Source organism: Rahnella sp. RFA10(1/100) (assembly GCF_004195115.1).
GTDB classification, from domain to species: Bacteria; Pseudomonadota; Gammaproteobacteria; order Enterobacterales; family Enterobacteriaceae; genus Rahnella; species Rahnella perminowiae.
Genome location: NZ_SEWR01000002.1, coordinates 799,953 through 817,151 on the forward strand (window position 1 = coordinate 799,953; position 17,199 = coordinate 817,151).

At 49.8% G+C, this 17,199-nt stretch carries 11 protein-coding genes; all 11 read left to right on the forward strand.

The annotated features are described in order from the left end of the window. Positions 1–16: 16 nt before the first annotated feature. Positions 17–799 carry a flagellar basal-body rod protein FlgG gene (gene flgG / locus ETV65_RS10345; protein ID WP_013575168.1) on the forward strand — a complete coding sequence of 261 codons (783 nt, stop codon included), beginning with the start codon at positions 17–19 and terminating at the stop codon, positions 797–799. Between the two features lie 127 nt (positions 800–926). After that, entirely contained in the window at positions 927–1,631 is a 705-nt protein-coding gene (locus tag ETV65_RS10350) for a flagellar basal body L-ring protein FlgH (RefSeq protein ID WP_129952801.1), read from the forward strand. Between the two features lie 10 nt (positions 1,632–1,641). After that, a complete protein-coding gene (locus tag ETV65_RS10355) occupies positions 1,642–2,748 on the forward strand; it encodes a flagellar basal body P-ring protein FlgI (protein WP_129952763.1) in 1,107 nt (368 codons plus the stop codon). After that, on the forward strand, positions 2,748–3,698 hold the full coding sequence (flgJ, locus tag ETV65_RS10360) for a flagellar assembly peptidoglycan hydrolase FlgJ (protein WP_129952764.1): 951 nt from the start codon (positions 2,748–2,750) through the stop codon (positions 3,696–3,698). The genes ETV65_RS10355 and flgJ overlap by 1 nt, the downstream gene beginning before the upstream one ends. 140 nt (positions 3,699–3,838) lie before the next feature. Further along, positions 3,839–5,491 (forward strand): flagellar hook-associated protein FlgK, encoded by a 1,653-nt coding sequence (flgK, locus tag ETV65_RS10365; RefSeq protein WP_129952765.1) that lies wholly within the window; start codon positions 3,839–3,841, stop codon positions 5,489–5,491. 27 nt (positions 5,492–5,518) lie between these two features. Beyond that, positions 5,519–6,481 (forward strand): flagellar hook-associated protein FlgL, encoded by a 963-nt coding sequence (gene flgL, locus ETV65_RS10370; RefSeq protein ID WP_129952766.1) that lies wholly within the window; start codon positions 5,519–5,521, stop codon positions 6,479–6,481. A 496-nt stretch (positions 6,482–6,977) separates the two neighbouring features. Then, on the forward strand, positions 6,978–7,688 hold the full coding sequence (locus ETV65_RS10375) for a hypothetical protein (protein WP_129952767.1): 711 nt from the start codon (positions 6,978–6,980) through the stop codon (positions 7,686–7,688). 4 nt (positions 7,689–7,692) lie between these two features. Beyond that, complete coding sequence (locus tag ETV65_RS10380) at positions 7,693–9,111, forward strand: MotA/TolQ/ExbB proton channel family protein (protein ID WP_129952768.1); 1,419 nt, start codon at positions 7,693–7,695, stop codon at positions 9,109–9,111. Further along, the gene (locus ETV65_RS10385) at positions 9,108–10,451 is read left to right on the forward strand and encodes a TolC family protein (protein WP_129952769.1); all 1,344 of its coding nucleotides are present in this window, start codon (positions 9,108–9,110) and stop codon (positions 10,449–10,451) included. Before ETV65_RS10380 ends, ETV65_RS10385 begins: the two co-directional genes overlap by 4 nt. After that, the gene (locus ETV65_RS10390) at positions 10,448–11,722 is read left to right on the forward strand and encodes an HlyD family type I secretion periplasmic adaptor subunit (protein ID WP_129952770.1); all 1,275 of its coding nucleotides are present in this window, start codon (positions 10,448–10,450) and stop codon (positions 11,720–11,722) included. Before ETV65_RS10385 ends, ETV65_RS10390 begins: the two co-directional genes overlap by 4 nt. A gap of 16 nt (positions 11,723–11,738) precedes the next feature. Continuing rightward, positions 11,739–17,199: Ig-like domain-containing protein (locus ETV65_RS10395; RefSeq protein WP_205951574.1), on the forward strand; the 5,461-nt coding region annotated here is incomplete at its 3' end.

The following is a 17,199-nucleotide window of genomic DNA, read 5'->3' on the forward strand; positions in this document are numbered from 1 at the left end:
GCAGAGGAGTAATGACATGATCCCATCGCTGTATATTGCGAAAACCGGTCTGGATGCCCAGCAGACCAATATGGATGTAATCGCCAACAACTTGGCGAACGTCAGCACCAACGGCTTTAAACGCCAGCGTGCAGTATTTGAAGACCTGCTTTATCAGACAGTCCGTCAGCCTGGTGCGCAGTCTTCTGAGCAAACCAATCTGCCATCCGGTTTACAGATTGGTACCGGTGTGCGTCCGGTTTCTACGGAACGTTTATTCTCGCAGGGCAACCTGTCGCAGACCAGCAACAGCAAAGATATCGCCGTTAAAGGGGAAGGTTTCTTCCAGGTTCAGTTGCCGGATGGCACGACGGCCTATACCCGTGATGGTTCTTTCCAGGTTGACCAGAACGGTCAGCTGGTGACCTCAAGCGGTTATCAGGTGATTCCTGCTATCACTGTCCCGGCCAATGCCCTGAGCATGACCGTCGGGCGTGACGGTATCGTCAGTGTGACCACACAAGGTCAGACTGCCGCCCAGCAGGTGGGGCAGCTGACGCTGAGCACCTTCATCAACAACAGCGGTCTGGAATCGTTGGGTGAAAACCTGTATCAGGAAACCCAGAGCTCCGGTGCGCCAACCGAAAGCACTCCGGGCCTGAACGGCGCGGGTCTGCTGTATCAGGGTTATGTGGAAACGTCTAACGTCAACGTGGCGGAAGAGCTGGTCAACATGATCCAGACCCAGCGTGCTTACGAAATTAACAGTAAAGCCGTGTCCACGTCGGACGAAATGCTACAGAAACTTTCCCAGCTGTAACGTTTAGCGGTTGATTGAAAACAAGAGGACAGGGGCGGAAACGCTTCTGTCCTGAACCGGTTCAGATCCCTACCAGGTCGATTTTTTAAAGGCGATAACTGTGGTGACCAAAAAAATAACGTCGGTAATGACTTTTTCTAAAGACCGACCAGGCAAGCTGGTACTGCCGCTGTTAATCACGTTACTGGCGAATGGTTGCGCGTATATGCCGCATACCCCGCTGGTACCCGGAGCAACCACAGCGAACCCTGCGCCAGCGGCACCGCCGGTTCCTAACGGTTCGATTTTCCAGTCAGTTCAGCCGATGAACTACGGTTATCAGCCTCTGTTTGAAGACCGCCGTCCACGTAACGTGGGTGACACGCTGACCATTGTCTTGCAGGAGAATGTCAGTGCGAGCAAAAGCTCCTCGGCGAACGCCAGTCGTAACGGCGCAACCACCTTTGGTGCTGCGACAGCGCCACGTTATCTGGAAGGCCTGTTCGGCAATGCCCGTGCCGATCTGGATATGTCCGGTGCCAATACCTTTGCCGGTAAAGGCGGCGCAGCGGCCAATAACACCTTCAGCGGCACCCTGACCGTGACGGTGTCGGAAGTGCTGGCCAACGGCAACCTGAAAGTTGTCGGTGAGAAACAAATTGAAATTAATCAGGGAACTGAGTTCATCCGGTTCTCCGGTGTGGTCAACCCGCGCACCATCAGCGGTGCGAACGCCGTGATCTCCACCCAGGTGGCTGATGCACGCATCGAGTACGTCGGGAATGGCTACATCAATGAAGCGCAGAACATGGGCTGGTTGCAGCGGTTCTTCTTAAACTTATCGCCGTTATAACGAGGCAATCATGCGAAAACTACTTTCCGGTATTATCTGTCTGGCGATGTCCGCCCTGGTGGTACTGCCCGCATCCGCCGACCGTATTCGTGATCTGACGACGGTACAAGGTGTGCGTGATAACGCCCTGATCGGCTATGGTCTGGTGGTGGGCCTTGACGGCACCGGTGACCAGACCACACAAACGCCTTTTACCACCCAGACGCTGACCAATATGTTGTCCCAGTTGGGTATTACCGTACCGGCGGGCACCAACATGCAGTTGAAAAACGTCGCCGCCGTCATGGTCACGGCAAAAATGCCCCCGTTTTCCCGCGCCGGACAGGCGATTGACGTCGTGGTTTCTTCTATGGGTAACGCCAAAAGTATTCGCGGCGGTACTTTGCTGATGACGCCGATGAAAGGGGTGGATAATCAGGTTTACGCACTGGCGCAGGGTAACGTGCTGGTCGGCGGAGCGGGCGCGTCTGCCGGTGGCAGCAGCGTGACGGTTAACCAGGTTTCGGGCGGGCGTATCACCGGCGGGGCGACGATTGAGCGTGAATTACCGAGCACTTTCGGTACCGAAGGCGTGATCAATCTGCAACTCAATGATGAAGATTTTAACCTGGCGCAGCAGATCAGCGACGCGATCAACCGTCAGGGGATGGGCATGGCCTCTGCCCTGGATTCCCGCAATATTCAGGTGGTCGTACCGCGTGGCAACACGTCTCAGGTGCGCATTCTGGCGCAGATCCAAAATATCGAAGTGAATGTCGGGCCGATGGACGCGAAAGTGATCATCAACTCCCGTACCGGTTCCGTGGTCATGAACCGCGATGTGACGCTGGATAACTGTGCGGTTGCCCAGGGCAATCTGTCCGTGGTGGTCGATCGCCAGAACGATGTCAGCCAGCCGAACACGCCGTTTGGCGGCGGTCAGACGGTAGTCACGCCGAACACTAATATTTCCGTCCGCCAGTCCGGCGGGTCGATTCAGCAGGTACGCTCCAGTGCCAGCCTGAACAATGTTGTCCGCACCCTGAACGCGTTAGGCGCAACGCCTATCGATCTGATGTCCATTCTGCAGGCGATGAAAACCGCCGGATGCCTGCGTGCTGATTTGGAAATTATCTGATGAGCGATCTGATGTCGATGTCAGGGGCGGCGTATGACACGCAGTCCCTTAACAAACTGAAGCGGGATGTGGCGCAGGATCCTCAGGCGCATATCAAAGAAGTGGCGAAGCAGTTTGAAGGCGTGTTTGTGCAGATGATGCTGAAAAGCATGCGTCAGGCTCTGCCGCAGGGTGGCATTCTGGATAACGAATCCACCAAACTTTATACATCGATGTACGATCAGCAAATTGCCCAGGACATGTCCGACAAGGGGTTGGGCATGGCCGATATGATGGTTGAACAACTGACCGGTGGCAGCAAGCAACCGTCCGAACTGGCGGGAACGGTGCCGATGGCGCTGGACGGTGAAGTGCTGAAAACTCTGCCGGTTCAGGCGATGGAGCAGTATCTGCGTAAAGCTATTCCGACTGCGCCGGACCGCACCACCGGCGGCGCACCGTTGCCAGCCGACAGCGGCCAGTTCGTGTCAAGCCTGACCATTCCGGCACAGGTCGCCAGTAAAGACAGCGGGATTTCGCATCAGCTGATCATGGCGCAGGCTGCACTGGAATCCGGATGGGGCCAGCGTGAAATCCCGACCGCAGATGGTAAACGCAGCTTCAATCTGTTTGGTATCAAAGCGGGCAGCAACTGGGACGGTCCGACCACGAATATTACCACCACGGAATACACCAACGGTGTGGCGAAAAAAGTGCAGGCCAGTTTCCGTGTGTACGGCTCTTATGTGGAAGCCATCAGTGACTACATCAAATTACTGACCAATAATCCGCGTTACGCGCAGGTGGCCTCAGCTAACACCCCTGAACAAGCCGCACATGCGCTGCAACGTGCCGGTTATGCAACTGACCCGAATTACGCCGACAAACTGGTGAGTGTGATCCAGAAAATTAAAGGCGCGGGCGAGCAGGCCGTGAAGGCCTATGGCCATGATTTAAAAGATATCTTCTAGTCCTGCAAATCCTCGTTTTTTTTCTCAAGTTTTAGCGGTGCAGGCCGATAATACGATCAGAATGGGAAAAGGGGATAACCCCCGTTTCAGTTCCCTTAATTACACGGTGGTAAAAGTCACCGGCAGCCAAAAGGTCACTCATGTCCAGTAGCTTAATTAATACCGCAATGAGCGGACTGAATGCAGCGCAGGCGGCGCTCAGTACCACCGGGAACAACATCGCTAACGTCAGTGTGGCCGGTTATAACCGCCAGACCGCCATTATTACGCAAAGTAATGGTACCTCGACGCCTGCCGGTTATATCGGTAACGGTGTGACGGTGACGGGTGTGAATCGTGAGTACAACTCTTTTGTGGTCAAGCAGCTTCTGGGTGCCAGCGCAACCGGCAGCGCACTGTCAACGCAGCTTGATCAGGCCAGTTCTATTGATGACCTGCTTGGCGACAGCTCCACCGGTATCGATGCCACCATGTCGACTTTCTTTAAAGGCCTGCAAACGCTCACCAGCAATGCCAGTGACAGTTCGGCACGTCAGGCAGTGCTGGGGGAAGCGCAGGGTTTAACCGCGCAGTTCAACAGTTCAGCTAAATACCTGAACGACATGAATACCGCCGTGAACCAGCAGGTCTCGCAGAATGTTGACCAGATCAACACTTTTGCGACGCAGATTGCCAAACTGAATAATCAGATCACTGCAACGCGTGGCAGTACCGGACAGGAACCTAACGCCTTGCTTGATCAGCGTGACCAACTGGTCAGTCAGCTGAACAACATCACCGGTGTAACCGTGACGCAGCAGGACGGCGACACCTACAATATTTCCTTCGCCAATGGCACGCCGCTGGTGAGTGGCGGCAATGCTAAAACGGTTGTTGCCATGGCTTCGAGTGCGGATCCTTCTAAACTGACGGTCGGTATGACCCAGCCGGACGGTTCCGTTTCTGAAATTCAGGAAAGCCGTCTGACCACCGGTACGCTTGGCGGTACGCTGGCTTTCCGAAAAGACAACCTGGCCCCGGCCATCAACCAGCTCGGGCAACTGGCGCTGGCATTGTCTGACAGCTTCAACACCACCAACAAAGCCGGTTTTGATCTCAACGGTGATGCGGGAACGAACTTCTTCTCATTCACCGGTGCCACTACCGTAGGCAACACCAAAAACACCGGCAGTGCACAAGTGAGCGTGGCGTATACCGACACGGCAGCAGTGAAGGCCAGCGATTACACCATGGCTTACAATGGCAGCAGTTGGGATGTGACACGCGTCTCCGACGGAGCAAAAATCACCCCGACAGCAGGCACCGACAGCAGCGGTAATCCGACGATGAATTTCGACGGGTTGTCGGTTTCCGTCAGCGGTACGCCGGACACCAATGACAGCGTGACCATCAAAACGGTCAGTAACGTGGCAGGCAGCATGAATGTGGCCATCAGTGATTCTTCATTGATCGCCGCTGCGGGCGCGGCAAACAGCGGTGTGAGTGACAACACCAACGCGCAGAAATTGCTGAATCTGCAAACGGCAAAACTGGTAGAAGGTAAATCCACCCTGTCAGGCGCTTACGCCAGCATGGTAAGTAACGTGGGCAACCAGGTTGCCACCCTGACAACTACCAGTACTTCGCAGGCCAATATTGTCACGCAGCTCACCAGCCAGCAGCAGTCTATCTCCGGGGTCAACCTCGATGAAGAATACGGCGATCTGCAACGTTACCAGCAATATTACCTGGCGAACGCGCAGGTCGTGCAGACGGCTTCGACAATATTCGATGCGATCATAAACATTCGCTGATCCCAGAACTGATAAGGAACTGATGCCATGCGCCTTAGTACCAATATGATTTACGACCAAAACATGAATGCGGTGCTGGATGGTCAGAACCGCTTTCAGGCGACAGGTTTACAGCTGTCCACCGGCAGCAAAGTAAGCAAACCTTCGGATGATCCGCTGGCGGCGTCGCAGGCGGTGCTGGTGCGTCAGGCGCAATCGGAGAACAGTCAGTTTTCCGTAGCCCGTACCTTTGCTAACCAGAGCATGAGTCAGGAAGAGTCGATTTTAAGCAGCGTGACCTCGACCATTCAGGATGCGCATACGCTGATCGTTCAGGCCGGTAACGGTTCTTTGAGCGATGATGACCGTTCTTCTCTGGCGACCAAACTGGAAAGCCTGAAATCGCAGTTACTGAACCTCGCGAACAGCACTGACGGTAACGGCCGTTTCATTTTCGCCGGCTACAAAAGTGATACCGCGCCGTATACGCAGGACGCCACAACGGGTGCGGTGACCTATTCCGGGGGCACGACGTCCATTACGCAGCAGGTTGATGCCAGCCGGACGATGACCATCAACCATACCGGTAACCAGATTTTTGATTCATTAACCGGTGATGCGAAAGCCGAACCGGACGGCTCGCCGAGCGAGACAGATGTGTTCAAAACCATCGACGGTGCACTGACCGCGCTGAAAACGCCTTCGGCTGATTACACCACCGATACGCAATACACCGATGCCATTGATAAAGCCAACCGTGGCCTGAGTAACTCACTCAATAACGTACTTTCCGTGCGTTCAGAGCTGGGTACGCAGATGGATGAACTGGACAATCTCGATACGCTGGGCGACAACCGTGACGTGGCGAACTCCACCAAACTCAGTAACCTGGTAGATACAGAGTGGACCTCCGCCATTTCAACCTATACATTGCAGCAGGTCGCGCTTCAGGCATCGTATAAGACATACAGCGCCATGCAGGGGATGTCCCTGTTCCAGATGAATTCGTAATACTCTCCGGCGCGTAAATTTACGCGCCAAACCTTCACTCTTCATTATCGCTGCCTGCCTTTACCGCAGGTATGCAGACATTTTTCTGACTGTACTTAAACCGGGTACTTTCAGCTTTGTATGTCGTCTTTCTAAGGTTTGGCGACATACTCTTTTTCACTCCCTCTGATCCTATTTTCTTCCAAATATTCCCTCTGAAAATATATTTTCCCACAGGCTTATTGTCTTTAAATCATCAGATCAATAGCTGAGCGGAAGCTGACGTGTCAGCCATCCGTAATCTACAACTTTCGATATGTGTTTTGGTTTATAACCCCTGTCACTTACGCTTTCGGTTTACTGAAATATCATCCGGTGATGGGACGGATAATTCTATATTTTCAACAGGATACAAGATATTTAGCAATGCTTAATACTTAAGTAAGAGGATATCCTGGCCTGGGAAATATACAATTTCTGAATAGATTATTTAATCGTTTCACTGTCTGGATGATATATGGAAGAAAGTAACCCCTGGCCCACTTTTGTGGACGCCTTCTCAACGGTTTTATGCATATTTATTTTTCTGATGTTGGTATTTGTTCTCAACAGCATGTTGACGATGTATGAAAGCGCTAAAAAACATTATGTTCCTGAAACCCCCTCGGCGACATATACCGCAAAAGGATTACCTGAACAAACGGCATTACCCAAGCCCGTAGAGTCGCAAAAAAATATGAGTCAATCTGCTGAAAATGTCCCGGAAAATAATTCCACCGACGTAGCAGCAACCGGGGGAAAACAATCTCCGGCTCAAACTGAAGAGCAAAAGGAAAACCAGACAGTCATAACGCTGGCACAACAAGGAGGCACGCCGGTGCAAAGCGCTAATGGCAAGTTTGATGTGCAAAAAGAAAATCCGGCATATGAGATAAAAGGTAATCAATTTATTATTCATTTTAAAAAAATGGAGCAGGGTTATTCCCCTGAAATTATAGATAAATTGAATGAATGGTTAAAGGCTGATAATAAAGCTGCTTCTGTCAAGGTATATACCAATGTCGAAAAATCTATTTCCGTCTCCGATGCTATGCGACTTGCTTATCAGCGGGGAATTATTCTTTTAAAAATTGTGAAAGAGACGGAAGCTAATCAGGACGTCGCTATTTCAGTGATCAACGATGCTGCTGTTATGAATAACAGCGCTGTCATTACAAAAACTGAGTAACATAATGAATTACATTAAACAAAGTGGTATTTTCCTGAAGAATAAAATGGGTTTTTTGGGGGCTTTATTTATTGCCTTAATCCCTTTGATACTCATGATCGTTCCTGGTGTCCGAAGTTATATTATCGGCACTTATGCCGTCGCAGCATTTTATAATACTGTCGTCATCATTGTGTATGCCATCGGTTGTGTGATCGTATTATCATCATTTATTGAAATAAACAGATGCGACACTGTATTAAAAACAAAAGACGATAAAAAAACAGCTCACCTGTTAGGGGATGCGAATAAAATTGTCTTTAAAAAAGAGCACGGTCTTGACGATGACACATTACTGTCAGTGTATGAAAACATTGATGAAAGTGTGAACCGTAAACACAACCAACGCATGTCTGCGATTTTAAGTTGCGCCAATATTTCCACCATGATCGGTCTGCTGGGCACGTTTGCGGGTCTCTCGCTGACCATTGCGTCGGTTATCTCCTTGCTTGATAAATCACAAATAGGGGGAGGGAATGATGCGGATACTCTGAAGATCATCGTGAACGTTGTCTCTTCTTTGTCTGAACCTCTCCGGGGTATGAATACGGCGTTTGTTTCTTCAATTTATGGTGTGGTCAGCGCCATTCTTCTGAACGTCATGAGCTCGCTGGTTCGCAATGCGTTCGTCCGTCTCAACGTGACGCTGCGCGATACTAAGCTCGAATTCATTCGTGAAATGAAGCGCAAACATCAACCCGCAAAGACCCGCACTCTGCGCATTGTTTCATCGCTGGATGAAATGGTCAGTGACATTAAAGATACGCTGCTCAGCTTCCAGGATCGTTTACTGAATATGTGCGCAGACTCGAATAATACCCTGCACAGCATGGTCGAGCAGGACAACATCAGCCATGCACAGCGCGCACAATTTGAAACGTCATTATTGACCGTCTGCGAAAGGGGCGCGGGCCAGTTAAATGAAATCCATCAGGGTGTCATGAAAGCAAATCTGCAATTAACCGATCAGCACACAGCCATCACTGCCACACAGCAGCAGGTTTCCGGTCAGCATGCTCTTCTGGTCAGTCAGCATGAACAGCTTGATGCTCAGGAAGGTCAGCTAAAAGCGTTAAACCTTTCTCAGCAAGACATCGGGCGCAGTCAGGAAACGCTTTTGCAAGAGACAAGCAGTTTACAAAACTCGCTCACCGACCTGCATGCCACCACACAAATCATTCATGAAAAGAATCATCTGCAGCTGAACAAAATGGATGAACACATTGTTCTTCATGAATTGAAAAATACCGACCTGCACAGTGAAACTCAGAGCCATATCCAGGGACATCTGAAAACGTTCGCACCTCTGTTCTCCCAAATTGCCGATATGCAATGTTCTTTGCAAAAAGATGTGCTGGTATTGAAGGATAAGAAAAACCCGTGAAAATCTCGATAATCTCATTAATGATCGGTATTTCCGTATTGTCTGTGCCGGCTTTCGCTTCACAGCGCGCGGTTCAGGACAGCGGAGCCTATCCTCTTACGGTCCTGGTAAAACACGCGCTGGAAGCTCAGCCTTCTGTGGCTATTTCTTTTCTTGATATCGAACGTCGGCATCAGGAAACGAATATGAGCAAATCTTCCCTTTATCCGACATTAGATGCAACATCGGAAACTTCGCAAAAAAATAAAAGCGACGGAGACGAGAATAATATCGAAAATAAAATCAGTCTTGCCTATCGGATCGCCGATTTTGGTGTGAGGAGTAACAATATTGAGAAATCTGAAAGTATTGAAGAAAGCAGTGCCAGTGATTTCTTGCAAAGCATGAACACGACTGCGAAAGAAACGACAGATGCTTTTCTCAATATTGAAAAACTAAAAAATATCCTGGCAAGTATTGATGAAGAAAAGATTTTCTACAAAAAAATGTTGAATGATTTTTCTGAACTCATCAATTCAGGGGTGGCGATGCAGTCAGACTTACGTAAAGTCCAGGCATCCATCGATGCGTTAAGCACGCAGGAATTAACGTATCGTTCGCAGGCAGACACCGAACTGGCTAAAATCCGTAATATGACAGGTGATGCAGTCACGTTGGAAAATATTTCCCGTTTACCTGATGTTTTTGACAGTTACAAATTTGATACTGACAGTAAAAGCGTGATTAAACAGGTAATGCGGGATAATCCGACCTGGAAGTCTCTGCAAAAAAATACTGATGCGGCATATTCTGATATTAAAGCAGCTAAAGCTGCCAACTATCCGACTATAGATGCGAACATCAACTATACCGACAATAATCCTTCCGGAGATGCTGAGCCGGAAGATTATCGAGATGAAGTTAGAGTTGGCGTGAAAATAGGATTCAATATCTTCAATGGTTTCAAAAATCAGTCAGAAGAAAGCAAGTTTGCTGCTCGCTATGGTCAGTCAAAACTGGAATCAGATGATTTTATTTTAAAAAGTCGTAATAGTATTGATGTGTCATTGTCGAAATATCGATCCAATCTGGAAGCCCTTGATATTGCAAAGCGCTCCTATGATAACGCCGGTAAAATGACGGAGTTATACAAAGAAGAATTCAACCTTGGGCAAAAATCATTGCTGGATGTTATTTCCAGTCGCAATGAACTTTTCCAGGCTCACATATCCATGATTGAATCGACGTACGGTATCTACCAGTCCAAGCTTGAACAGATGTCGCAGATTTCGACTTTGCTCAAAGTATTGCAACTGCAAGATGATGTCATAAAACCGGGATCAAGGTCTCTTTTGCGATGAACAGAAAACAAAGTGACCATCTGATGATGGTCATAATGATCATGACGTTCCTGATCATTATTCTTTTCAGTTTGGTAAAAGTAAACTCCGTTGTACATGGGCAGGGTATTATTGCCACGAAAGATAATACTCAAATCGTTTCCCTTTCTAAAGGTGGGACAATAGAAGAGATTTTTGTCTCCGAACGTGATGTCATTAAAAAAGGCCAGATTCTCGCCAGGGTCTCAAACCTGGATGTGCAGAAAGAATATGACCGCTACTTTACCCAATCTGAATATTTGAAAAAAAGTATTGAAGAACTCACCAGCGTTTTATCCAGTGAAAATAAAATCACTGCGCTTAACGTAAGTGATCTGATCAATAAAGACATTATCAGTAATATTCAGATGGTGAAGAGCCAGATCAGAACTAAGGAAGTCAAAATTACCGGACTGTCTTCAGATATCAATGGACTGAATGTGTCAAAAATCAGTAAGAAGAGTGAACTGGGGTTGCTGCAGGAAGAAATTAATATTCTGTCTCCTCTGGTCAAAAAAGGCATCAGCTCCTACACCAACCTTTTAGATAAAAAACAGTCCGCAGTGCGGCTGAATTCTGAGCTGATTGACCTGGATAACCAGATTTCATCAAAAAAAGATGAAGTTGATTTCATTAACAGTGAAATGAATAACGCAGACTATGAACTGCGTAATTCACTTTCGAAAGATCTTGCCGAAGCTCAGAAAGAACTGGCGATGTGTGAGTCGACGATTAAAATATTATCACGTCAGTTACAGGAGACGAATGTTAAATCTCCGATTGATGGCGTCATCTATCAGATCAATAAAAGCGCATCTACGAAAGGCGGCGTCATACAGCCGGCGGATTCTTTGTTCGAAATAAAACCTTTTTCAACCCTGATGCAGGCAGAAGTCAAAGTGATGCCTAAAGATCGTGATCAGGTGTTCATCGGGGGCAAGGTCAATATCAATGTCCTGTCCTTCATGATGTCGGGCACCAAACCCTATAAAGGGACTATTGAACAGATCAGTCCTGATTCCTATGAGGAGTCTGTCAACGGTTCTATGATCCGATACTACAAAGTCATTGTAAAATTTGAAATACCCCCTCAGGACTTAATTAAAATAATGCCCGGTATGACGGTGGACGCAAATATTATTACCGGCCGGCACAGCATTATGAAATATCTCATGTCACCACTGACTAAAGGGATGAGACAAATGTTTTCTGAACCTTTATCCCCTGCACAACGTAATGCGCCTGAATTATAATTGAAAGGATTACAAAATGGCTAACAAAACAATATTCATCAATGACAGCTCAGTTGTCGATTTAAAACAGTTTGGCAATAAAGAACAGGCGCATTTCATCATTAGCGGTACCGATTTAAAGTTTATTTTTTCCGATGGTACAACCGTAAATATTGTCAACGGTGCTTTATATTCGAGTCTTGAACACAGTAAAGTGGTGTTTTCTTTTACTGATGGTGATATTTCCGGGCAAAATCTCCTTAAATCCATTGATCTGAGTAATTTAGAGCTGGAACGACTTGATTCATCATTATCGGAAGACCGGCAGGCGCGCGTCATCAAAGAAAATGCCGATACGAAAACAGAAGATGAGGCAAACCGTCTCGAAGAGGTGAACAAAGAGGCGGATAAACTCAGGAAAGAAGCAGAAGGTTTACGCGCAGAAGCGGAAGAAGCCCGAAAAGCGGCCAATGAAGTTGAACAACAATTGCAGGAATTCCTGGATAATAAAGCTAAAAATAAAGTTTCCACCAATGGCAGCGGCGTTTCTAATGAATCCGGCGAAGAACAGGAGGCCGCATCCTTCAAAAAGAAAAAATATGATGAAGAAGGCGTTGCAGAGTCAGAGCGGCTTAAACTGGAAGATAATAATTCCTCATCTTCTTCTTCAAGTAGCAAAACGTCTGAAAAGACGGGCGATGAAGTTATTGTTAAGCCGGTTGATATTTCTTTAAAGCTTGATGACAAAAGCGACAGCGGTACAAAAAATGACAATATCACCAATATCGCATCCCCTTCATTTATCGGTTCGACCGCGCCTAATGCAAACATTATCTTAAAAATTGACGGGATTGTTGTGGCGGTTGTGCAATCAGACAACATGGGGAATTTTGTTGCTGATGTTGCCTCAGAACTCCCGGATGGTCAGCATACGATCCAGGCCGATGTTGAGGATGGTCAGGGTGGAAGCGGTAGTGCTAAAATTCTGGTTACCATCGATACCGTGACAGAAATTCCTACCTTTGAACTGAGTTCACAATATTCTATTCCAGTAGAAGATCAGATCCCTGATGAAAACTTAACGCGCTTTACCAATGCCAAAATTATAGGTACTGCTGAAGCCGGTGTGAACATTGATATTTATATCAATGATATTTTACTGACGACCGTAAAAACGGACGCTGAAGGTAACTGGTCATATCAGTTTAGCGGAAATGAACTTCAGGAAGGCATTAATGATATTACGGTAGTGGCGACTGATAAAGCGGATAATAGTGCCAGTACAACAGGTATTATTACGCTTGATACCATTCCCCCTGAAACGCCCACCATTATTCTTGATGAAAACAGTGATACCGGCCTCTATTCTGATGACAAAATAACAAATGATGTCACGCCTGGTTTTCGCGGTAAAGCCGGACCGGACTCTATTGTAGAGTTGTATGTTAACGGATATAAAATCGCTGATGTTACCGCTGATAGCAAAGGTGACTGGAGTTATACCCTCGACAGTAACGTTATTTTTATGGACGGCACCTATAACGTTCAGGTCATTGCCTCGGACCGTGCCGGGAATACAGCATCGAATGCGATTGATATTGAAATTGACACCAATATCGATGCATTTTCTATTCAGATCGAAGCGGGCAGTGACAGTGGCAATGCTGCCGATAATTATACGAATGTTGCCAGCCCGATATTTACGGGTAAAACAGACTCATTCAGCCATATCAGCATTACCAATACGACCACGGGGGAAACCCTTGAAACCGACGCTTCTCAAAGCGGAAATTATACCTTCAGATTCTCTGGCGAATCCGCAGAAGGGGTAAATCAGCTTATTATCACCGTTGTGGATCTTGCGGGTAATGCGCAGGATTATGATTTTAGCTACACGATAGATACCATCGCACCTGTAACGCCAACTATTGCCCTTGACGATTATGTTATCTCACAATCTGGTGCCACCCTGACAAATGATACGACACCTCTTTTAGTGGGAACTGGCGAGGCGGGGAGTCATGTCAGCGTTTATATTGATGGCAAAAAATACGCCACTGTGGCGGTCACTGCTGAAGGAACGTGGTCAGTTGATGTCGCCCCGGGGTTGAAAGAGGGTGAACACAAAATAGTGGTGGAGGCTCAGGATATCGCGGGTAACGTCTCGCTTCCTTCAGAGGAATACATATTCTCTGTCGATACCATGACTCAAAAGCCTGTTGCTGCATTGGATACCGATGATGATACAGGATCCAGCCAAAATGACTGGATTACCAACCATAATGATAATTTACTGGTAACAGGGGTCGCTGAAAAATACGTCACAATTACCCTCATGCTTGATGGCAAGGAAATGGGGAAAACGACCGCTGATGAAGAGGGGCACTGGTCTTTCGAAATAAATCCCAACCCTGGCCTGGCCGATGATAATTATAGTGTTGAGATCATCGCCATGGATGAAGTCGGCAATATTTCCAGTTCAACGTATGAACTTATTATTGATACCGTCACTTCAACACCCACTATCATGCTGGATGCTGATTCTGATACCGGTATTACACATACAGATGGGATTACTAAAGACCCGCAGCCATTATTCAAAGGTGTAGCGGAAGCCGGAGCTGAAATCAGCCTGATGATAAATGGCACCTATTATGGCAGTGCTATTGCGGATAAAAATGGTAACTGGAGTTTCCGTATCCCGGCAGATAAAACCTTAGCCGAAGGCGAATATAACGTCATGGTTACGGCAGTCGATATTGCAGGTAATAGCGCGAACTCGGTTTCTATCCCGCTTATTATCGACTTACATACTGATATTCCTACTATCGATTTATTAAGTGACAGTGGTGACAATCCGGATGACCATATTACCAGCGTTAATTTACCGTCATTCGCGGGTACGGCGGAACCTTTTGCCAGTATCACATTATACTGCGACGGCAACATAGCGGGTAAAGCCAGTGCTGATGCAAAAGGCCAATGGCAATTTACCTATCCACAATCTCTGCCGGAAGGCAGCTATGCCTTTCATGTGAGTGTCGTTGATGTTGCAGGCAATATTGCTACCTCCGAAAGAATCCATGTCACTATCGATACATCCCTGAATATACCTTCTGTAGACCTGCTGAATGAATCCGATTCCGGAGCTTCAGCCACAGATAATATTACGAATACTAAAAGTCCTATTTTCGTACTCAATAGTGTTGATAGTGATGTCACACATGTTCTGATTAACATTGATGGCACTGACTACCCGGCAAGTCTGAATAATGGCGTCTGGTCACTCGTTTGCCCTGTTGAGCTTGCGGATGGCATTCATACCATTACTGCCACTGTTACCGATCTTGCGGGTAATAGTGCGACCTCGGGCACGCTGGACGTGACGGTGGACACCGCGATTTCTGCGCCAGTAGTCACCCTGAGCGACGACACCGGCGTGGCGGGCGATAACCAGACCAACGACACCACGCCGGGCTTTGCGATCGCGACCGACAGTGATGTGGTGACGGTCACGGTCAGCGTGGACGGCGGCGCAGCGCAGGCGGCGGTGCGGGACAGCGAAGGGCAGTGGCACTTTACTGTACCGTCGGCCCTCGCTGACGGCGAACACAATCTGGTGGTGACGGTGACGGATACTGCCGGTAACAGCATTTCCGGCGAGGCCTTCGCCTTTACCGTGGACACCACGCTGAGCCTGCCGGTTATCGATCTGACCGACGGTTCAGATACCGGTGCACTCGCCACGGACAACATTACCAACAACATTACTCCAGCCTTTGCGCTGAGCCAGATTGACGCCGACGCGGTGACGGTCGAGGTACTGATCAACGGCACCGCCTACCCGGCGACAAAAGAGGGTGACGTCTGGAGCTTTACCGCGCCGGAACTGACGGACGGTGACTACAGCGTGCAGGTGCGGGTCACCGACGACGCGGGCAACGTGGCCACTTCCGGGGCGCTTGACGTGACGGTGGACACCGCCATATCCGCGCCAGTAGTCACCCTGAGCGACGACACCGGCGTGGCGGGCGACAACCAGACCAACGACACCACGCCGGGCTTTGCGATCGTGACCGACAGTGACGTGGTGACGGTCACGGTCAGCGTGGACGGCGGCGCGGACATGGCGGCGGTGCAGGACGTGGCCGGGCAGTGGCACTTTGCGGTGCCTGCCGCCCTCGCTGACGGCGAACACAACCTGGTGGTGACGGTCACGGATACAGCCGGTAACAGCATTTCCGGGGAGGCATTCGCCTTTACCGTGGACACCACGCTGAGCGTGCCGGTTATCGACCTGACCGATGCGTCCGACAGCGGCGCGGATATGACCGACAACATCACCAATAACACTACTCCGGCCTTTGCGCTGAGCCAGATTGACGCGGACGCGGTGACGGTCGAGGTGCTGATCAACGGCACCGTGTATCCGGCCACGCAGACCGGCGGGATCTGGAGCTTTACCGCCCCGGAACTCGCCGACGGTGACTACAGCGTGCAGGTGCGGGTGACCGACGACGCGGGCAACGTGGCCATTTCCGGGGCGCTTAACATGACGGTGGATACCGCGATTTCTGCGCCGGGAGTCACCCTGAGCGACGACACCGGCGTGGCGGGCGACAACCAGACCAATGACACCACGCCGGGCTTTGCGATCGCGACCGACAGTGATGTGGTGACGGTCACGGTCAGCGTGGACGGCGGCGCGGCGCAGGCGGCGGTACAGGACAGCGCCGGACAGTGGCACTTTACTGTACCGTCGGCCCTCGCTGACGGCGAACATAACCTGGTGGTGACGGTGACGGATACTGCCGGTAACAGCACGTCCGGCGAGGCATTCGCCTTTACCGTGGACACCACGCTGAGCCTGCCGGTTATCGACCTGACCGATGCGTCCGACAGCGGCGCGGATATGACCGATAACATCACCAATAACGCCACCCCGGCCTTTACCCTGAGCAACGTTGACGCCGACGCGGTGAGGGTCGAGGTGCTGATCAACGGCACCGTGTATCCGGCCACGCAGACCGGCGGGATCTGGGGCTTTACCGCGCCGGAACTGACGGACGGTGACTACAGCGTGCAGGTGCGGGTCACCGACGACGCGGGCAACGTGGCCATTTCCGGGGCGCTTAACATGACGGTGGATACCGCGATTTCTGCGCCAGTAGTCACCCTGAGCGACGACACCGGCGTGGCGGGCGACAACCAGACCAATGACACCACGCCGGGCTTTGCGATCGCGACCGACAGTGATGTGGTGACGGTGCTGGTCAGCATTGACGGCGGCGCAGCGCAGGCGGCGGTACAGGACGCGGCCGGGCAGTGGCACTTTACTGTACCGTCGGCCCTCGCTGACGGCGAACATAACCTGGTGGTGACGGTCACGGATACTGCCGGTAACAGCACGTCCGGGGAGGCATTCGCCTTTACCGTGGACACCACGCTGAGCGTGCCGGTTATCGATCTGACCGACGGTTCAGATACCGGTGCGAGCA